This window comes from Cupriavidus sp. FW306-1B-F12B (genome assembly GCF_058781795.1).
Genome location: NZ_JBYSXC010000002.1, coordinates 634,806 through 654,264 on the forward strand (window position 1 = coordinate 634,806; position 19,459 = coordinate 654,264).

Here is a 19,459-nt window from a genome sequence, read left to right on the forward strand (position 1 = left end):
TGGCAAACGCCTCAGGCAAGAATTTACAAAAAACGCATCAGGTAGACCATGACAGAAACAAGGACGCCCCGCATCGTTGTCGTCGGTGGGGGAGCAGGGGGGCTGGAACTGGTAACGAAGCTGGGCGACAAGCTCGGCCGCAAGGGGCAGGCGCAGGTGGTGCTGGTGGACCGCCTGCCCACCCACATCTGGAAGCCGCTGCTGCATGAAGTGGCAGCCGGCAGCATGGACCCCAACACGCACCAGCTGGAATACGCGGCGCAGGCGCGCTGGCATCACTTCGAGTTCCAGCTGGGCGAGCTGACCGGCATCGACCGCACCCGCAAGACCATCTCGGTATCGGCCAGCTTCGACGAGGACGGCGCCGAACTGCTGCCGGCGCGCGAGCTGCCCTATGACACGCTGGTGCTGGCGATCGGCTGCGTCACGCATTTCTTCGGCGTGCCCGGCGCGGCCGAGAATGCCATCGCACTGGACGTCGTGGCGCAGGCCGAGCGCTTCCGCAAGCGGCTGATCGCGGCCTGCGTGCGGGCCCAGAACGGGCGCGGGCGCGTGGGCGAGGACGGCCGGCCGCGCGTTGACGTGGCCATCATCGGCGCGGGCGCCACCGGCGTTGAGCTGTCGGCCGAACTGCGTAACACCGCGCACGTGCTCAGCGCCTACGGCCTGCACCAGCTTGACCCGCGCCGCGACGTGCATATCCACGTGATCGAGGCCGGCCCGCGCATCCTGCCGGCGCTGTCCGAACGGGTCTCGGTCGAGACCGCCAAGCTGCTCAAGAAGCTCGACGTCGGTGTCCTGACCAGCGAGCGCGTGACCGAGGTCACGCCGCAGGCGGTGCTGACCGCCAGCGGCAAGCATATCGATGCCGACCTGACGGTATGGGCGGCGGGCATCACCGCGCCGCCGGTGCTGGCCACGCTGGGGCTGCCGGTCAGCCGCCAGGGCCAGATCGTGGTCGGCCCGACGCTGCAGAGCGAGGGCGACCCGGACATCTTCGCCTTCGGCGACTGCGCCAGCTGCCCGTGGGCCGAGAAGCAGACCACGGTGCCGCCGCGCGCACAGGCCGCGCACCAGCAGGCCACCTTCCTCTACAACGCCCTGCGCGCCCGGCTGGACGGGCGTCCGCTGCCGTCGTTCGCCTTCAAGGACCTCGGCTCGCTGGTGTCGCTGGGGCATTTCAGCGCGGTGGGCAGCCTGATGGGCGGGCTGATCGGCGGCTCGATGTTCATCGAAGGGCTGATGGCGCGCGTCATGTACACGTCGCTGTACCGGATGCATGTAATGGCGCTGCACGGCGCCGTGGGCATGGCGCTGGACACGGTCTCGCACTGGCTGCGCCGCAAGACCAGCCCGCGCGTCAAGCTGCACTGACGCGCGCCGGGCCGGGGCTTCCCGCGCTGCACCATGCCGCGCGGGCGGCTGGCGTGCGGGGGTGGCTGCAAAGCCGCCCCATGTTTTCTCCATGTCTGCTTAAAATCTGCCGCTGGCGCCGCATCCCGGCCCAGCCACCAACGATCCTGGAGACACGCATGCTCAAACCGGAAGTGGATAGCCTCGTCCCCGGCCAGACGTTCGACCGCCGCGGCTTTGTCAAGACGGCGCTGGGTTCCGCCTTTGCGGCGGCCGCGCTGCCGGTGATGGCCCAGCAGGCCATCAAGACCGACTTTGCCGGCCTGAGCGCCGGCGAGGTCACCATCCCCTCGGGCGGCTTCAGCATGCCGGCCTACCGCGCCCAGCCCGAAGGCAAGAAGAACCTGCCGGTGGTGCTGGTGGTCAGCGAGATCTTCGGCGTGCACGAGCATATCGCCGACGTGTGCCGGCGCTTTGCCAAGCTGGGCTACCTGGCGATCGGGCCGGAACTGTTCGCGCGCCAGGGCGATCCGCAGAGCTTCGGCACCATCCAGGAGCTGCAGCGCGAGGTGATTGCCAAGGTGCCTGACGCGCAGGTGATGGGCGACCTGGACGCCGCGGTGGCCTGGGCCGGTGCCAACGGCGGCGACGTGTCGCGCCTGGCCATCACCGGCTTCTGCTGGGGCGGGCGCATGACCTGGCTCTATGCAGCGCACAGCAAGCGCCTGAAGGCCGGCGTGGCCTGGTATGGCCAGCTGGCGCCCGAGCCGACTCCGCTCAAGCCGAAGAATCCCATCGACCTGGTCGGCCAGCTCCATGCCCCGGTACTCGGCCTGTATGGCGGCAAGGACACCGGCATCCCGCAGGAGCAGGTGGAGAGGATGAAGTCCGCGCTGGCGGCGTCGTCCGACCCGGACGCCAAGGCCTCGCGCTTTATCGTCTATCCCGAGTCCGGCCATGCCTTCCATGCCGATTACCGGCCCAGCTACCGTGAAGCCGATGCCAGGGATGGCTGGCAGAAGTGCCTGGACTGGTTCAGGCAGCACGGCGTGGCCTGATCCGGCCGTCCCGGCGCCGCGAGGCGCCTCTCGCCCGACAGCAGGATTGCAAAGTCCCGGCGGATACGTACAATGCGGCCTTTGAGTTATTGCAACATTGTTGCGTTAGCCGCCCGGCGCGATGCGGGCGGAACGGCGGGGCCGCCCGGTACCGCCACCCCGGGAGCCCATCATCCATTCGACGCTTTTGTATATCCTGCTCGCCGCCACGATCTCGGGGGTGGGCAGCATCTTCGGGGCGGCGCTGCTGTCGCTGACGGTGGCGTCCCGCGTGGTCGAGCGCATGGTGAGCTTTTCGGTGGGCGTGCTGCTGGCCACCGCGCTGCTGCATTCGCTGCCCGAGGCGTTCGAGTCCGGCGCCGACCCGCGCGCGCTGTTCGGCACGCTGCTGGCGGGGCTGCTCGGTTTCTTCCTGCTGGAAAAGATCTCGCTACTGCGCCACTCGCACCACCACGAGGGCGACGGGCACCACCATCACCACGGCCATGACCGCGAGGAAGCGGGGCGCAGCGGCCTGACCATCCTGGTCGGCGACACCTTCCACAATTTTGCCGACGGCATTGTGATCGCGGCGGCCTTCCTGGCCGATCCGCATATCGGCGTGGTCACCGCGCTGGCGATCGCGGCGCACGAGATCCCGCAGGAAGTCGGCGACTTCATCGTGCTGCTCAATGCCGGCTTCTCCAAGGCCCGTGCCTTTGCCTTCAACTTGCTGTCGAGCCTGGCGGCCATCGCCGGCGGCGTGGTCGGGTATTTCCTGCTCGACCAGCTGAGCGGCTGGATTCCGTACGTGCTGGTGATTGCCGCCAGCAGCTTCCTCTATATCGCGGTCAGCGACCTGATGCCCCAGATGCAGCGCAAGCCGCGCTGGCGCGAGTCGGCGATCCAGGTGGTGCTGGTGGCCGCGGGCATCTCGGCGATCGTCTTCATCACCAACGGCGTGCACGAGAGCCACAGCCACGGCGGGCACGGCCATATTGCGCCCGCCGCGCCCATTGCCTCGTCACGCTGACCTCAGGCGGCCCCGGTCGCGACCGGGCGCGCCGGATCGGCGCACCATTCGCTCCATGATCCCGGGTACAGCGCCGCGCCGCCCAGGCCGGCCGCTTCCAGCGCCAGCAGGTTGTGGCAAGCCGTGACACCGGAGCCGCACTGCATCACTGCCTGCGCCGGGGCGCGCGCACCCAGCACTGCGCCGAATTCCGCGCGCAGGGTCTCGGCCGGCTTGAAGCGGCCGTCCGCGCCCAGGTTGTCCTTGAAGAAGCGGTTGACCGCGCCGGGGATATGGCCGCCAACCGGGTCCAGCGTCTCGTTCTCGCCGCGGAAGCGGTCGGGCGCGCGCGCATCCACCACCAGCAGCGAGGCGCGCTCGAGGTTGTCCACCAGCGCGGCGGCGTCGACGGTCGGCGCCAGCGACTTGCGGCGTTGGAACTTGCCGGGGAATTCCGGCTCTTCTGTGGCATCGTGTTCCAGCGGCAGGCCGGCCTTGACCCAGGCGTCCTTGCCGCCGTCGAGCACGGCCACGGCATCGTGGCCGAGCCAGCGCAACAGCCACCACAGCCGCGCGGCGAACATGCCGCCCTGCGCATCGTAGGCCACTACCGGGGTGTCGTCGTCCACGCCCAGCGCCTGCAGGCGCGCCACCAGGTCGTCGGCGTCGGGCAGGGGGTGGCGGCCGTTGCTGCCGGTCTTGGGGCCGGACAGCTCGTTGTCCAGGTGCAGGTAGAAGGCGCCGGGCAGGTGGCCGGTGCGGTAGGCCTCGCGGCCGGCGGCCGGGTCGGCCAGGTCGAAGCTGCAGTCGATCACGACGCAGCCGCCGGGGGTGGCCAGCAGCGATTGCAGCGCGGTGACGGAAATCAGCGGTTTCTGCATGGGAATCCTGTTGCGATCGATGGAAATGGGTCTAGTTCACCAGGGGATGCTACACCTCGGGGTGGACTTCCGCCTCCGGCGACTTGACCGGCGTGGCCGGCGTGGGCTTGGCATCGGTGCCCTGGCGCGCGCGCATCAGCGTGGTGGCGATGCCGCTGGCGATGATCAGCCCCATGCCCAGCCACGACAGCCAGTTCAGCCGGTCGGACCAGATCAGCATGCCCCACACGCTGGAAAAGACGATGCCGGCGTATTGCAGGTTGGCGGTCAGCAGCGTGTTGCCGCGCTTGTAGGCGCGCGTCATCGCGGTCTGTCCCAGCGTGGCCAGGATGCCGATGGCCAGCAGCAGGCCGGCGCCGTACCAGGTATGCGCGCTGACGCCGCCCAGCAGCATCCACACCAGCCCGGCGATCATGCCGACCAGCGAGAAATAGAACACGATGCGGCCCTCGGGCTCGCCCAGCTGGCCGAGCTGGCGCACCTCGACATAGGCCAGCGCCGTGAACATGCCCGAGATCAGTCCGACCAGGCCGCCGGTCAGCTGGTCCTTGCCGACCGAAGGCTGCAGCAGGCAGATCACGCCGGCAAAGGACAGCAGGATCGCCAGCACCAGGCGCCGGTCGGCATTGCCGCCGGTGCCGGCCAGCGCCGCGCCGGCGCCCAGGATCAGCGCGATCCACACCGGCGACATGTAGTTCAGCGTCATCGCGGTGGCCAGCGGCAGCAGCGAGATCGAGGTGAACCACAGCATCAGCGCGGTCACGCCGAACACGCTGCGCTTGATGTGCGACAGCATGTAGGGCGTGCGCACCGGGATCCCGCGCGAGGACAGCAGCACCCACATGATGACCACGCTGATCAGGCCGCGGTAGAAGACGATCTCGCCGGTGGTGTAGAGATCGGATGCCAGCTTGACGCCAACCCCCATCAACGAGAAGGCGAAGGCGGCGAACAGCATCCAGAGCGATTGCATGGCGAGGGCGCGGTGAAGCGAAACGAAGCGGGAAGGAGAGGCGTCCGGCGCGCGGGCGGGCTTCGTGTCTGGCCTCGCGTCGCGCAAGCGGTGTGGCTGCCGGCACCGGACAATGATTCTAGCAGCGCACTTCGCGTCCCAAAGGAAAACGGACCGCCGGGGCGGTCCGTTCTTGCGTGCGTTGTGCGGTTATCGCACTAGTCCGCCGGACTAGCCCGCGTAAGCCATGGCGCGGCGATACCACTCATGGAAATGCTGCATGCCGTCTTCCATCGGCGACTGGTACGGCCCGACTTCGCTGGTGCCGCGCTTGAGCAGCGCCAGCCGGCCGGCATCCATGCGCTCGGCGATCTCGTCGTCCTCGATGCAGGTTTCCATGTAGGCGGCGCGCTCGGCCTCTACGAACTCGCGCTCGAACAGCGCGATTTCCTCGGGGTAGTAGAACTCCACCACATTGCGCGTCTTGCGCGGGCCGAGCGGGTGCAGCGTCGAGATCACCAGCACGTTGGGGTACCACTCCACCATGATGTTGGGGTAGTAGGTCAGCCAGATCGCACCGTGCTTGGGCAGCACGCCGTCGTTGAAGCGCAGCACCGCGTCGTGCCACTTCTGGTACGTCGGGCTGCCGGGGCGCTTCAGGCCGGCATGCAGGCCCACGGTCTGCACGCTGTGCCACTCGCCGAACTCCCACTTGAGGTCGTCGCACGAGACGAAGCTGCCCAGCCCCGGGTGGAACGGCACGACGTGGTAGTCCTCCAGGTAGACCTCGATAAAGGTCTTCCAGTTGTAGTCGCACTCGTGCACCTCGACGTGGTCCAGCATGTAGCCGTCGAAGTTCAGGTCCTGCGCCACACCCAGCCTGGCCAGGTCGGCGCGCACGTCGCGCTTGCCGTCGAACAGCAGGCCGTTCCAGTTCTGCAGCGGCGAGCGCTTCAGGTGCAGGCAGGGTTGCTTGTCGAAATGCGGCGCGCCGAGCAGCTCGCCCTTCAGGTCGTAGGTCCAGCGGTGCAGGGGGCAGACGATGTTCTGCGCATTGCCACGGCCGTTGAGCATGATGGCCTGGCGGTGGCGGCAGACGTTGGACATCAGTTCGATGCCGGCGGCGTTGCGTACCAGCATGCGGCCTTCGTCCTCGGCCCTGAGCGTGTGGTAGTCGCCGACTTCCGGAACCATCAGCTCGTGGCCGATATAGCCCGGGCCATTCCTGAACAGCAGTTCGAGTTCTTGTTGATGCAGCGCTTCGTCGAAATAGGCGCCGACGGGCAGTTGCGAATCAGCCGGCGCCAGGTTGAGCGCGGTGCTGAGATTGGACATTATCCCCACTCCCAGATGAACAGGTGAAAGCAGTGAACAACCCAACCATCGAAAATTGAATCGATTTGGGAAAGACTTCCGCCAGGTCGGCAAGGTCCGGTAGCCCCCTGGCGGCGAGGGGGAGATTGTACCCGACCCAAAAAGTTAAGGGACTGATTTTTTTGCCTTTTTAGCGAAAAAGTCGACCCGGGTCGTCATCGGGGTGCCGTACCGGGCGCATTCGGAAAGACGACCCGAGCGCACAAGTCACTTCTGTGGTTTGTGCACCCCGATAGGTCCACGCCGACCGTGCGCAAGGATGGGGCAAGCTCCCGCTTTGGCGTAAAATCCGGGCTTCCCCATCCGGGTTTCCCCCGGGGTCCTTGATTCCAGGTCCTGATATGCCAAAAACGACGACCGCTCCGGTCCAGACCGACAACACCGCCGACACCAGCGCATCGGCGCCGCCCGCTTCCTACGAAGCGGCGATGGCCGAGCTGGAAACGCTGGTGGCCAGCATGGAAAGCGGCGAACTGCCGCTGGAGGCATCGCTGGCGGCCTACCGCCGCGGCGCCGAGCTGGTGCGCTACTGCCAGCAGAAGCTGGAACGGGTCGAGCAGCAGGTCCGCGTGCTGGATGGCGATGTGCTCAAGCCGCTGGCCGGCGAGGGCAATGGCGCCAACGGTGCACTGGGGGCGGACGAGGCATGAGTGATTTTGCCCAATGGATGCAGGCCCAGGGCGCCCGCACCGAGGCCGCCCTGCAGGCGGCGCTGCCCGCTGCCGGGACCGTCCCGCATACGCTGCACGAAGCCATGCGCTATGCTGCACTGAGCGGCGGCAAGCGCGTGCGGCCGCTGCTGGTGCATGCCGCCGGCGAGGTCAGCGGGGCGGCTCCGGCCGCCTGCGACGCGGCGGCCTGCGCGGTGGAGATGATCCACGCCTATTCGCTGGTGCACGACGACATGCCCTGCATGGACGACGACGACCTGCGCCGCGGCCGGCCCACAGTGCACAAGGCCTATGACGAGGCCACCGCATTGCTGGTTGGCGACGCGCTGCAGACCCAGGCCTTTATCGTGCTGGCCGGTGCCGGGGCGATCGCGCCCGCGGCGCGGCTGCAGCTGGTGGCCGAGCTGGCGCTGGCGTCGGGCTCGACCGGCATGGCCGGCGGCCAGGCGATCGACCTGCAGAACGTGGGCCGCGCCATGACGCGCGAGGCGCTCGAGGCCATGCATCGCATGAAGACCGGCGCGCTGTTGCGCGCCAGTGTACGCATGGGTGCGCTATGTGGTGAAATCGACGCCGAGGGCCTGGCCGCGCTGGACCGCTATGCGGCGGCAGTGGGATTGGCGTTCCAGGTGGTTGACGATATTCTGGACGTCACTGCCGATACCGCCACGCTGGGCAAGACCGCCGGCAAGGACGCCGCCCATGACAAGCCGACCTATGTGTCGCTGATGGGGCTTGACCCGGCACGCGCACTGGCCGGGACGCTGCGCGCCGACGCTCACGAGGCGCTGGCCGGCTTTGGCGAGCGCGCGGACCGCCTGCGGGACCTGGCGGACCTGATCGTGCTGCGCACACACTAAACAGAGAGCCGGCCGAACGGACATCATGACCTACGCACTCCTCAACAAGATTGACGCCCCCGCAGACCTGCGCAAGCTCGACCGGCGCGAGCTCCAGACCCTGGCGGACGAACTGCGCGCCTATGTGCTGGAGTCGGTCTCGCAGACCGGCGGCCACCTGTCGTCCAACCTGGGCACGGTCGAGCTGACCATCGCGCTGCACTACGTCTTCAACACCCCCGATGACCGGCTGGTGTGGGACGTGGGCCACCAGAGCTATCCGCACAAGATCCTGACCGGGCGCCGCGAGCGCATGGGCACGCTGCGCCAGTGGGGCGGCATCTCGGGCTTCCCGCGTCGCAGCGAGAGCGAATACGACACCTTCGGCACGGCGCATTCGTCGACCTCGATCTCGGCCGCGCTGGGCATGGCGCTGGGTGCGCGCACGCTGGGCGAGAAGCGCGTCTCGGTGGCGGTGATCGGCGACGGCGCCATGACCGCGGGCATGGCCTTCGAGGCCCTGAACAACGCCGGCGTCTACAAGGACCTGCCGCTGGTGGTGGTGCTCAACGACAACGACATGTCGATCTCGCCGCCGGTGGGCGCGCTCAACCGCCACCTGGCGCGGCTCTTGAGCGGCCAGTTCTACGCGGCCACCAAGAAGGGCATCGAGAAAGTCCTGTCGGTGGCGCCGCCGGTGCTGGAGTTCGCCAAGCGCTTCGAGGAACATGCCAAGGGCATGATGGTGCCGGCCACGCTGTTCGAGGAATTCGGCTTCAACTACATCGGCCCGATCGACGGCCACGACCTGAACTCGCTGGTGCCGACGCTGCTGAATATCCGCGAGCGCGCGCTCGAGGGCGCGGGCCCGCAGTTCCTGCACGTGGTGACCAAGAAGGGCCAGGGCTACAAGCTGGCCGAGGCCGACCCGATCCTCTACCACGGCCCGGGCAAGTTCAACCCGGCCGAGGGCATCCGCCCGGCGGCCAAGCCGGCGCGCAAGACCTACACGCAGGTGTTCGGCGACTGGCTGTGCGACATGGCCGCGGCCGACAAGCGCCTGGTCGGCATTACCCCGGCGATGCGCGAGGGCTCGGGCATGGTCGAGTTCGAGCGGCGCTTCCCGGACCGCTACTACGACGTGGGCATCGCCGAGCAGCACGCCGTGACCTTCGCCGGCGGCCTGGCCTGCGAGGGTCTCAAGCCGGTGGTGGCGATCTACTCGACCTTCCTGCAGCGCGGCTACGACCAGCTGATCCACGACGTGGCGCTGCAGAACCTGCCGGTGGTGTTCGCGCTGGACCGTGCCGGCCTGGTCGGCGCCGACGGTGCCACGCACGCGGGTGCCTACGATATCGCCTACCTGCGCTGCATCCCCAACATGATGGTGATGACGCCGTCCGACGAGAACGAGTGCCGTCAGCTGCTGACCACTGCGTTCCACCAGGCGTGCCCGAGCGCCGTGCGCTATCCGCGCGGCTCCGGCCCGGGCGCGGCCATTGCCGCAGAGCTCGCCACCGTGCCAGTCGGCAAGGGCGTGATGCGCCGCGAGGGCGGTGCGCGCGCGGGGCATCGCGTGGGCTTCCTGGCGTTCGGCTCGATGGTGCACCCGGCCCTGGGTGCCGCCGAGGCGCTGGACGCCGCGGTCGCCGACATGCGCTTCGTCAAGCCGCTCGACGTGGAGCTGGTCAAGCGCCTGGCCGCGGAGAACGACTACCTGGTGACGGTGGAAGAGGGCAGCGTGATGGGCGGCGCCGGCAGCGCCGTGCTGGAGGCACTGGCCGAGGCCGGCATCGACAAGCCGGTGCTGACGCTGGGCCTGCCCGACCGCTTCGTCGACCACGGCGACCCGGCCTATCTGCTGCAGCAATGCGGCCTGGATGCGGCCGGCATCGAGCGCTCGGTGCGCGAGCGCTTCGGGCTGGACCAGCCCAAGGTCACGGTCGCCTCGCGCGTGGCCTGATCACCTGCTGTCCCGAAGGGGATTCGGCCCTCGCACCACGAGTGCGTCCGAATTCCCTTAAACTCCCCTTTTTTGTGTTCGCAGCTGCGGGCCGGCGTGCCACTTGCCGGATCCCGTGGTTTCACACTCGTTGCGCGGCATGGATGGACTGCGAAATTGCCGCGACCGTAAGGGCTCGTGCTGTCCCACCTGGGCGCGACCCTGGAGGAAACCGTAGATGAATGACATCAATCCCGCCTTCGTCATGCCCGACGTCCAGTCGAGCCCCGACACCCGCCAGATCCCCATCCAGCGTGTCGGTGTCAAGGGCGTGCGTTACCCCGTGACCCTTAAGACCCCGACCGGCATCGTGCCGAGCGTGGGCACCTTCAATCTCGACGTGCACCTGCCGGCGGACCAGAAGGGCACGCATATGTCGCGCTTCGTCGCGCTGCTGGAAGAAGAGCGCGCGCCGCTGGAGCTGTCCAGCTTCCGGCTGATGCTGGACAAGATGCTGGAAAAGCTGGAAGCCGAGGCCGGCCGCATCGAGGTCACCTTCCCGTACTTCATCAGCAAGACCGCGCCGGTGTCGGGCGTGGAGTCGCTGCTGGACTACGAGGTCACGCTGACCGGCGAAGTGCGCAACGGCGCCACGCGCGTGTTCCTGAAGGCGCTGGTACCGGTGACCAGCCTGTGCCCGTGCTCGAAGAAGATCTCGCAATACGGCGCGCACAACCAGCGTTCGCATATCACCATGGACGTGGAACTGGCCGGCGAGCTGCCGGTGGAAGCGCTGGTGCGCATGGCCGAGGAAGAGGCCTCGTGCGAGCTGTGGGGCCTGCTCAAGCGCCCGGACGAGAAGTTCGTCACCGAGCGCGCCTATGAGAACCCCAAGTTCGTCGAGGACCTGGTGCGCGATATCGCCATGCGGCTGAATGCGGATGACCGCATCGTGGCCTATGTGCTGGAGGCGGAGAACTTTGAGTCGATCCACAACCACAGCGCGTATGCGGTGATCGAGCGGGACAAGCGCGTCGACTGACCGCGTTGTCGCTGCAATGGAAAGAGCCACCGCATGCGGTGGCTCTTTTTTCGGTCCGGTTCAGGCCGCCGAAGGCAGGCGGATATCCGCCAGGTCCCAGCGCGGCGTCACGCCGTAGCCATACTCGTGCCGCGCCAGTTCGGGCGCGGCCTGCAGGCGCATGGCGCCGGCAAACGCGATCATCGCGCCGTTGTCGGTGCAGAACGCCAAATCCGGGTAATACACGTCGATCTTGCGCTGCTTGCCCATCTGGTCCAGCCGCTCGCGCAACTGGCGGTTGGCACCCACGCCTCCCGCCACCACCAGCCGCTTGTGGCCGGTCTGCTTGAGCGCCGCCATCGACTTGGCGGCCAGCACGTCGACAATGGCATCGACAAAGGCGCGCGCCAGGTTGGCGCGGTCCTGCTCGCAGGTGTTGGCGAGCTTGCGGGTTTGCGTCAGCACCGCGGTCTTCAGTCCGGCGAACGAGAAATCCAGGTTGCCCGAATGCAGCATCGGTCGCGGCAGCGCAAAGGCGCCGGGGATGCCGAATTCGGCCAGCCGCGACACTTCGGGGCCGCCCGGATAGCCCAGGCCCAGCAGCTTGGCGGTCTTGTCGAAGGCTTCGCCGGCGGCGTCGTCCAGGGTTTCGCCCAGCAGCGTGTAGTCGCCGATGCCGCGCACTTCCATCAACTGCGTATGCCCGCCCGACACCAGCAGCGCCACGAACGGGAAGGGCGGCGGCTCGCGCGTCAGCAGCGGCGACAGCAGGTGGCCTTCCAGGTGGTGCACGCCCACCATCGGCACGTTCAGCGCAAAGCCCAGTGCATTGGCCACCGAGGCGCCCACCAGCAGTGCGCCGGCCAGCCCGGGGCCCTGGGTGAAGGCGATGGCGTCGATGTCCTGGCGGGTACGGCCGGCATCGGCCAGCACCTGCTCCAGCAGCGGCAGCACGCGGCGGATATGGTCGCGCGACGCCAGTTCCGGCACCACGCCGCCGTAGTCGCGGTGCATGGCGATCTGCGAGTGCAGCGCGTGCGCGAGCAGGCCGGCGCCGGTGTCATAGAGGGCGAGGCCGGTTTCGTCGCAGGAGGATTCGATGCCGAGGACAAGCATGGGAAGCGCATAGGGCCGTCTCCGGTCAGGGAAACGGCTGTCGAAACAACAGGTTGCAGGAAGCGCGCAGGGTAGCACAGCGGCGCGCGGCGTGCTTTTCGCTACAATCTGCCCTTTCTCTGGCGGTGGCAATACACATGGATGCGCGAGGCGTGCAATGAGCGGGGCAACATCGGCCCGGACGGGCCGGTATGACGTGGCCGTGCTGGGTGCGGGCGCGGCCGGCATGATGTGTGCCGCCGTGGCCGGCCAGAACGGCGCGCGCGTGGTGCTGATCGACCATGCCACCAAGCTTGCCGAGAAGATCCGCATCTCGGGCGGCGGGCGCTGCAATTTCACCAACCTGCAGGCCGGGCCCGCCAACTACCTGTCGTCCAATCCGCACTTCTGCCGCTCGGCGCTGGCGCGCTACACGCCGCAGGATTTCCTTGGCCTGATGCGCCGCTACGGCATCGACTGGCACGAGAAGCATCGCGGCCAGCTGTTCTGCAACGACAGCGCCGAAGACGTGATCGCCATGCTGCGCGCCGAATGCGACACCGGCCATGTGCGCTGGCAGACCGGCTGCAGCGTGGCCGAGGTCCGGCGCGAGGGCGACGACTTCCTGCTGCTCACCGCCACCGGCACGGTGCGGGCCGGGGCGCTGGTGGTGGCCACCGGCGGCCTGTCGATCCCCAAGATCGGCGCCACCGACTTTGGCTATCGCATCGCCCGGCAGTTCGGGCTGGGCATCGTCGAAACCCGGCCGGCGCTGGTGCCGCTGACCTTCGATGGCAAGGACTGGGTGCCGTTCGCGCCGCTGGCCGGCGTGTCGCTGGAAGTGGATATCGCCACCGGCAATGGCAAGACGGCCGGAGCCTTCCGCGAAGACCTGCTGTGGACCCATCGCGGCCTGTCCGGTCCCGCCGTGCTGCAGATCTCCAGCTACTGGCGTCCCGGCACGCCGATCGCCATCGACCTGTTTGATGGCGAGGATGCCGCCGCGTGGCTGCTGGAGCAGAAGGCCGGCAGCCGCAAGCACCTGGGCAACCTGCTGGCGCAACGGTTGCCGGCGCGGCTGGCCGATGCCTGGTGCGCGGCCTCGGGCGTGGATGCCGCCATGCCGCTGCATGATGTGACCGACAAGGCCCTGCGCAAGCTTGGCGCCACGCTCAACGGCTGGCGCATCGTGCCGTCGGGCACGGAGGGCTACCGCAAGGCCGAGGTCACGCTGGGCGGGGTCGACACGCGGGCGCTGTCGTCAACCACCATGATGGCGCGCGAGGTGCCGGGCCTGTATTTCATCGGCGAGGTGGTGGACGTGACCGGCTGGCTGGGCGGCTACAACTTCCAGTGGGCGTGGGCGTCCGCGGTGGCGGCGGGGCAGGCCGCGGCTGAGGCATCGCGCACCGCTTCGGCAGGGCAATCGGTAGCCCAAGGGTAGTCTGGCGAAGGCTGGAAGGGCAGTGGGCGGCACTTGGCAAGTGTCCGTTGCACGCCACTTCCGCGCTCGATTGTTGGTGCTACAATCCAGCTCTTCGTAGAGCCGCTTATCCCGAAAATTCTTCATTTTCTGGCCAAATGACCACGATCCATCTCAAGGAAAACGAGCCTTTTGAAGTTGCCATGCGCCGTTTCAAGCGCACCATCGAGAAGAACGGGCTGCTCCCGGAACTGCGGGCGCGCGAGTTTTACGAAAAGCCCACCGCCGCGCGCAAACGCAGGAAGGCAGCCGCCGAAAAGCGCCATTACAAGCGCATCCGCAGCCAGATGCTGCCGAAGAAACTGTACTGACCCCGGCGCTCCCGCTTGTATCCGACCCGCTGTGGCCTACGCTTCGGCGGGTTTTTGCATTCTGGGCCTTGCAGCGGGCGGTCACCGCCGCCACCTGTGAGTGTCCACCCACTTTCTGGAAGATCACGATGTCCCTCAAAGCCCGTATCAGCGAAGACATGAAGACCGCCATGCGCGCGCGCGAAACGGAGCGCCTCGGCACCATCCGCCTGCTGCTGGCCGCCATCAAGCAGCGCGAGGTCGATGAGCGCGTGGAACTGGACGATACCGCCGTTCTGGCCGTGGTCGAGAAGCTGATCAAGCAGCGCAAGGATTCGATCTCCCAGTTCCAGCAGGCAGGTCGCAATGACCTGGCAGACAAGGAGTCGGCGGAAGTCGAGGTGCTGAAGGCCTACATGCCCGCTGCGCTGTCGGACGAGGACGTCGCCGCCGAAGTCCAGCAGGCCGTTGCCGCCACTGGCGCCGCCGGTCCGCAGGACATGGGCAAGGTCATGGGCGTGCTCAAGAGCAAGCTGGCCGGCCGTGCCGACATGACCGCCGTATCGGCCCTGGTCAAGGCGGCACTTGCAGCAAAGTAAATACTGATTTAATCGGTTGCTGGCAAGATAAGCACCGGATCTGCGTCGTTCGGTGCAGTTGCACGGAGATGTCAGACAGTCCCGGCGGCCCTATCACGCTGCACTACAATATTCCGATAGCAGCCGGGCGCCGCACCGGTCACGCATTCCTAAAAGAAGCCGCCCGCCGCGGGACGGCTATGCCTCAGGACGGTCAGTCGGGTGATTCCGCAATCCTTTATTCAGGACCTGCTCAACCGTGTCGACATTGTCGATGTGGTGGGCAAGTATGTGCAGCTGAAGAAGGGCGGCGCCAATTTCATGGGGCTGTGCCCCTTCCATAACGAGAAATCGCCGTCATTCACGGTGTCGCCGACCAAGCAGTTCTACCACTGCTTCGGATGTGGCGCCCACGGCTCGGCCATCGGCTTCCTGATGGAGTTTTCCGGCCAGTCCTACCCGGAAGCGGTGCGCGAACTGGCCCAGTCGGTCGGCATGAGCGTGCCGGAAGAGCGCGACCGGCTGCCGCCCGGGCAGCGCGCGGAGCAGCAGGCCCGTTCGGTGGCGCTGTCCGACGCCATGACCCGCGCCACCGATTTCTACCGCCGCCAGCTGCGCGGCGCGCCGCAGGCGATCCAGTACCTGAAGGGCCGCGGCCTGACCGGCGAGATCGCCGCGAACTTTGGCCTGGGCTACGCGCCGGATGACTGGCAGGGCCTGGAGGCCGTGTTCGGCAGCTATCGTGATGACAACGTGTCGGCGCCGCTGGTCGAGTGCGGCCTGCTGATCGAAAGCGACAAGCGCGATGCGGACGGCAAGCCGCGCCGCTATGACCGCTTCCGCGACCGCATCATGTTCCCTATCCGCAACACCAAGGGGGCCGTGATCGGCTTCGGCGGGCGCGTGATGGGGCAGGGCGAGCCCAAGTACCTGAACTCTCCCGAAACCCCGCTGTTCAGCAAGGGCACGGAGCTGTACGGGCTGTTCGAGGCCCGTCACGCGATCCGGGAAACCGGCTACGTGCTGGTGGTCGAAGGGTATATGGACGTCGTGGCGCTGGCCCAGCTCGGTTTTGCCAATGCCGTTGCCACCCTGGGCACGGCGTGCACCCCTGTGCACGTGCAGAAGCTGCTGCGCCAGACCGACGCCGTGGTGTTCTCGTTCGACGGCGACTCTGCCGGGCGCCGCGCGGCCCGGCGCGCGCTGGAAGCCTGCCTGCCGCATGTGGCGGACAACAAGACCATCCGCTTCCTGTTCCTGCCGGCGGAGCACGATCCGGACAGCTATGTGCGCGAAGAGGGCACTGAGGCCTTTGCCACCCAGGTGCGCAACGCCATGCCGCTGTCGCGCTTCCTGCTGCAGTCCGTCACCGAAGACCTGGACCTGCGCCAGCCCGAAGGCCGCGCCCGCGCCCAGTACGAGGCCAAGCCGCTACTGCAGGCCATGCCCGCCGGCGGCCTGAGGCTACAGATTGTGCGCGAACTTGCCGATGCCACGGCAACGACACCCGCGGAGATCGAGGCCATCTGCGGCCTGCGCAGCGACCCGGCCCGCGTCGGCCGCTTCGCCCAGCCGCGCCCGCGCACGCGCCGTCAGGCCCCGACTGGGCTGGAGCAGCGGGTGATCCAGCTGCTGATGTGCTATCCGGCGCTGTCGGCGAGGCTGGACGAGGATGCACGCGCGCTGCTGCTGGGCGGCGAGAGCAGTGACAGTGAAGTGCTGGCGCACCTGGTGGAGGCGTGCGACAGCGTGCAGGGCGAGGTCAATTTTGCGGCCTTCAGCGAACACCTGGCCCAGTCGCCGTATGCCGAGGTGTATGCCGTGGCGCGTGCCGCGGTGCTGCGAGAAGAGATCGAGGAAGCACCTGCAATACAGGATTTCGATGCGGCCATTACCAAGCTGCTGGCCGAGCCGCTGCGGCGCGAACTCGACGGACTGCAGGCGGAGGTAGTGGCCGGCACGGCCGATGAAGCGGCCAAGCAGCGCATGCGCTGGCTGGTGGGCGAAATCCACCGGCGGCGCCAACTTGGCTGAGGCGCCTGCGGGTGCCCTGGTCATCAACCAGGAGGCAGCGGTAAGCGTTGGATAAGGGACTGGGCCCGGCCCCGCCGAGCTTAAGCCTTGATTTTTCAGGTGAAAACCTCACCTGACAGGGAGCCGGCTATGCGTGGCGTGCTACAATAGCCGGTTTGGATTGCGAAATCTTTCTCTCCAGTTCTGGTGAAAGTGAGCGTGCCAATGGCAAAGGCCAAAGCAACCGAAAGGGTTACCTCTAAAGCTCCCCAATCAGGGAGCGGCAAGGCGTCTGTGAAAACAACGGCGGCGAAGACATCGACCGCGTCAGTCAAGACACCAGCCCGGTCTGCGCCATCAAAGTCCGTGCGTAGCGCGCAAGCGCCCGCCGTGACGACTCCCGCCAGGACTCGCACATCCGAAAAGACAAAGGCCTCGACTTCGGCACGCGAGAGCGGCAAGAGCGCCAGTACGAGCGGCAAGGTCGCCGCATCTGCACCAGTGAAAGGTAAGAGTATCACCGTGGCGAAACAGCAGAATACCGAAGTCGAGAGCAAGCGAGCGGCAGCCGCCGGCGCCAAGAGTGGGGAGGCCAAGGCCGGCACCACCACTACGGCAACCAAGGCGCGTGCCGCGACACCTGCATCCGTTGCATCCGAGCGTCCCGCTGCGCCGGCAATCAAGCCGGAGCCGAAAAAGCGTGGCCGCAAGCCCAAGGCCGAGATGCAGCACGACGACAGCACAACAGACGACGTGACTGAAGAGTTTTACGAGAACGATGCGCGCCCGGCGGCAACCCCGGCCGCGGCGCCGAAGACCGAAAAGCAGAAAGCCAAGGACCGCAAGGCCAAGGAAAAGGCCCTGCTCAAGGAGTTCGCCTCGACCCAGCAGGGCACCGAGGAAGAGCTTGAGCTGCGTCGCCAGAAACTCAAGGCGCTGATCAAGCTGGGCAAGTCGCGCGGCTACCTGACCTACGCGGAAATCAACGATCACCTGCCGGACGACATGGTCGATTCGGAAACGATCGACACGCTGGTCGCCACGCTGAACGACATCGGCATCGCTGTCTATGAACAGGCGCCGGATGCCGAGACGCTGCTGCTCAACGACAACGCACCGTCCGCCACCAGCGAGGAAGAAGCCGAGGAAGAGGCCGAAGCGGCCCTGTCCACGGTTGACTCCGAGTTCGGCCGCACCACCGACCCGGTGCGCATGTACATGCGTGAGATGGGCACGGTCGAGCTGCTGACGCGCGAAGGCGAAATCGAGATCGCCAAGCGCATCGAGGCCGGCCTGAAGGACATGGTGATGGCGATCTCGGCTTGCCCGGTCACCATCTCCGAGATCCTGGCCCATGCCGAGCGCGTGGCCAACGACGAGATCAAGATCGACGAATTCGTCGACGGCCTGATCGACCCGAACGCCGAGGAAGTGGCCGAGTCCCCGGCCGCCGCCGCTGCGCCTGCCGCTGAAGAGGACCTCGAGTCCGACGACGAGGAAGACGCCGACGAGGACGAGGACGATGAAGGCGGCGCCGGTGCCGGCGCCTCCGCGCGCCAGCTTGAAGAACTGAAGCAGAACGCGCTGGAGAAATTCCGCGTGATCGCCGAGCAGTTCGACAAGATGCGCCGCGCGTTCGAAAAGGAAGGCTACAACTCCAAGCCCTACGTCAAGGCGCAGGAAGCCATCCAGGCCGAGCTGATGGGCATCCGCTTCACCGCCCGCAATGTCGAGCGCCTGTGCGACACGCTGCGCGGCCAGGTGGACGAAGTGCGCAAGCTCGAGCGTGCCATCCTGAACACCATTGTGGACAAGTGCGGCATGCCGCGCGCGGAGTTCGTCGCCCGCTTCCCGGGCAACGAGACCAACCTCGAGTGGGTCCACACCATCGTCGCCGACGGCAAGCCCTACAGCACCATTGTCGAGCGCAATGTGCCGGCCGTGCACGAGCTGCAGCAGAAGCTGATCGACCTGCAGTCGCGCGTGGTGCTGCCGCTGAAGGAACTGAAGGGCGTCAACCGCAAGATGGCCGAGGGCGAGCGTCGTGCCCGCGAAGCCAAGCGCGAGATGACCGAGGCCAACCTGCGCCTGGTGATCTCGATCGCCAAGAAGTACACCAACCGCGGCCTGCAGTTCCTCGACCTGATCCAGGAAGGCAACATCGGCCTGATGAAGGCGGTGGACAAGTTCGAATACCGTCGCGGCTACAAGTTCTCGACCTACGCCACGTGGTGGATCCGCCAGGCCATCACGCGCTCGATCGCCGACCAGGCGCGCACCATCCGCATTCCGGTGCACATGATCGAGACCATCAACAAGATGAACCGCATCTCGCGCCAGATCCTGCAGGAAACCGGCAACGAGCCGGATCCGGCAACGCTGGCCGAGAAGATGGAGATGCCGGAAGACAAGATCCGCAAGATCATGAAGATCGCCAAAGAGCCGATCTCCATGGAAACGCCGATCGGTGACGACGACGACTCCCATCTGGGCGACTTCATCGAGGACACCAACACGCTGGCCCCGGCCGAAGCGGCACTGCACGGCTCCATGCGCGACGTCGTCAAGGACGTGCTGGACTCGCTCACGCCGCGCGAAGCCAAGGTGCTGCGCATGCGCTTCGGCATCGAAATGAGCACCGACCACACGCTGGAAGAGGTCGGCAAGCAGTTCGACGTCACGCGTGAACGGATTCGCCAGATCGAGGCCAAGGCACTGCGCAAGCTGCGCCACCCGAGCCGCTCGGACAAGCTGAAGAGCTTCCTGGAAGGCAACTAATCGCTTCCAAGGGCCTCTAGCTCATGCCTGGTTAGAGCAGCGGACTCATAATCCGTTGGTGCCGTGTTCGACTCACGGGAGGCCCACCAATGTGAAAAGGGACTGCAGGTTGATACCTGCAGTCCCTTTTTTCTTGCCTC

At 66.9% G+C, this 19,459-nt stretch carries 17 protein-coding genes and 1 tRNA gene; 13 read left to right on the plus strand and 5 right to left on the minus strand.

The window, feature by feature from the left end:
• The first annotated feature begins 48 nt into the window (after positions 1-48).
• From AC3WLE_RS06195 to AC3WLE_RS06205, 3 genes are all read left to right on the plus strand, one after another.
• A complete protein-coding gene (locus tag AC3WLE_RS06195; RefSeq protein ID WP_492318721.1) occupies positions 49-1,374 on the plus strand; it encodes an NAD(P)/FAD-dependent oxidoreductase in 1,326 nt (441 codons plus the stop codon).
• A 158-nt stretch (positions 1,375-1,532) separates the two neighbouring features.
• Entirely contained in the window at positions 1,533-2,411 is an 879-nt protein-coding gene (locus AC3WLE_RS06200; RefSeq protein ID WP_010813648.1) for a dienelactone hydrolase family protein, read from the plus strand.
• Positions 2,412-2,532: 121 nt separating this feature from the next.
• A complete protein-coding gene (locus AC3WLE_RS06205; RefSeq protein WP_011615804.1) occupies positions 2,533-3,423 on the plus strand; it encodes a ZIP family metal transporter in 891 nt (296 codons plus the stop codon).
• 2 nt (positions 3,424-3,425) lie between these two features.
• Here AC3WLE_RS06205 and AC3WLE_RS06210 read toward each other — a convergent pair whose 3' ends face one another.
• The 3 genes from AC3WLE_RS06210 to AC3WLE_RS06220 form a co-directional block, all read right to left on the minus strand.
• Positions 3,426-4,283, minus strand: coding sequence for a sulfurtransferase (locus AC3WLE_RS06210; RefSeq protein WP_492318720.1), 858 nt, complete (start codon positions 4,281-4,283; stop codon positions 3,426-3,428).
• Between the two features lie 49 nt (positions 4,284-4,332).
• On the minus strand, positions 4,333-5,256 hold the full coding sequence (locus tag AC3WLE_RS06215; RefSeq protein WP_010813645.1) for a DMT family transporter: 924 nt from the start codon (positions 5,254-5,256) through the stop codon (positions 4,333-4,335).
• A gap of 210 nt (positions 5,257-5,466) precedes the next feature.
• The gene (locus AC3WLE_RS06220; RefSeq protein ID WP_492356996.1) at positions 5,467-6,570 is read right to left on the minus strand and encodes an aromatic ring-hydroxylating oxygenase subunit alpha; all 1,104 of its coding nucleotides are present in this window, start codon (positions 6,568-6,570) and stop codon (positions 5,467-5,469) included.
• 380 nt (positions 6,571-6,950) lie between these two features.
• Here AC3WLE_RS06220 and AC3WLE_RS06225 point away from each other — a divergent pair, with 380 nt between their 5' ends.
• From AC3WLE_RS06225 to folE2, 4 genes are all read left to right on the plus strand, one after another.
• Positions 6,951-7,259: an exodeoxyribonuclease VII small subunit gene (locus AC3WLE_RS06225; protein WP_492318718.1), complete on the plus strand. Its 309-nt coding sequence runs from the start codon at positions 6,951-6,953 to the stop codon at positions 7,257-7,259.
• The gene (locus AC3WLE_RS06230; protein ID WP_492318717.1) at positions 7,256-8,140 is read left to right on the plus strand and encodes a polyprenyl synthetase family protein; all 885 of its coding nucleotides are present in this window, start codon (positions 7,256-7,258) and stop codon (positions 8,138-8,140) included. Before AC3WLE_RS06225 ends, AC3WLE_RS06230 begins: the two co-directional genes overlap by 4 nt.
• Positions 8,141-8,165: 25 nt before the next feature.
• The gene (gene dxs / locus AC3WLE_RS06235) at positions 8,166-10,082 is read left to right on the plus strand and encodes a 1-deoxy-D-xylulose-5-phosphate synthase (RefSeq protein WP_492318716.1); all 1,917 of its coding nucleotides are present in this window, start codon (positions 8,166-8,168) and stop codon (positions 10,080-10,082) included.
• A gap of 217 nt (positions 10,083-10,299) precedes the next feature.
• Positions 10,300-11,103, plus strand: coding sequence for a GTP cyclohydrolase FolE2 (folE2, locus tag AC3WLE_RS06240; protein ID WP_492318715.1), 804 nt, complete (start codon positions 10,300-10,302; stop codon positions 11,101-11,103).
• 60 nt (positions 11,104-11,163) lie between these two features.
• On the opposite strand, the gene tsaD is transcribed toward folE2, so the two are convergent.
• The gene (tsaD, locus tag AC3WLE_RS06245) at positions 11,164-12,198 is read right to left on the minus strand and encodes a tRNA (adenosine(37)-N6)-threonylcarbamoyltransferase complex transferase subunit TsaD (protein ID WP_010813639.1); all 1,035 of its coding nucleotides are present in this window, start codon (positions 12,196-12,198) and stop codon (positions 11,164-11,166) included.
• A 157-nt stretch (positions 12,199-12,355) separates the two neighbouring features.
• On the opposite strand from tsaD, the gene AC3WLE_RS06250 reads away from it, so the two are divergent.
• From AC3WLE_RS06250 to dnaG, 4 genes are all read left to right on the plus strand, one after another.
• Positions 12,356-13,621, plus strand: a complete 1,266-nt coding sequence (locus AC3WLE_RS06250) for a BaiN/RdsA family NAD(P)/FAD-dependent oxidoreductase (RefSeq protein WP_492318714.1) — start codon at positions 12,356-12,358, stop codon at positions 13,619-13,621.
• A gap of 137 nt (positions 13,622-13,758) precedes the next feature.
• The gene (gene rpsU, locus AC3WLE_RS06255; RefSeq protein WP_492318713.1) at positions 13,759-13,971 is read left to right on the plus strand and encodes a 30S ribosomal protein S21; all 213 of its coding nucleotides are present in this window, start codon (positions 13,759-13,761) and stop codon (positions 13,969-13,971) included.
• A 128-nt stretch (positions 13,972-14,099) separates the two neighbouring features.
• Entirely contained in the window at positions 14,100-14,549 is a 450-nt protein-coding gene (locus tag AC3WLE_RS06260; RefSeq protein ID WP_492318712.1) for a GatB/YqeY domain-containing protein, read from the plus strand.
• 201 nt (positions 14,550-14,750) lie between these two features.
• Positions 14,751-16,562 (plus strand): DNA primase, encoded by a 1,812-nt coding sequence (dnaG, locus tag AC3WLE_RS06265; RefSeq protein ID WP_492318711.1) that lies wholly within the window; start codon positions 14,751-14,753, stop codon positions 16,560-16,562.
• A gap of 95 nt (positions 16,563-16,657) precedes the next feature.
• Here dnaG and AC3WLE_RS06270 read toward each other — a convergent pair whose 3' ends face one another.
• Positions 16,658-17,023: a hypothetical protein gene (locus AC3WLE_RS06270; protein WP_010813634.1), complete on the minus strand. Its 366-nt coding sequence runs from the start codon at positions 17,021-17,023 to the stop codon at positions 16,658-16,660.
• Positions 17,024-17,042: 19 nt separating this feature from the next.
• On the opposite strand from AC3WLE_RS06270, the gene rpoD reads away from it, so the two are divergent.
• Both rpoD and AC3WLE_RS06280 read left to right on the plus strand, forming a co-directional pair.
• Positions 17,043-19,319: an RNA polymerase sigma factor RpoD gene (gene rpoD / locus AC3WLE_RS06275; protein ID WP_492318710.1), complete on the plus strand. Its 2,277-nt coding sequence runs from the start codon at positions 17,043-17,045 to the stop codon at positions 19,317-19,319.
• Between the two features lie 10 nt (positions 19,320-19,329).
• Positions 19,330-19,408: transfer RNA gene (locus AC3WLE_RS06280), tRNA-Ile, on the plus strand.
• Positions 19,409-19,459: the final 51 nt, after the last annotated feature.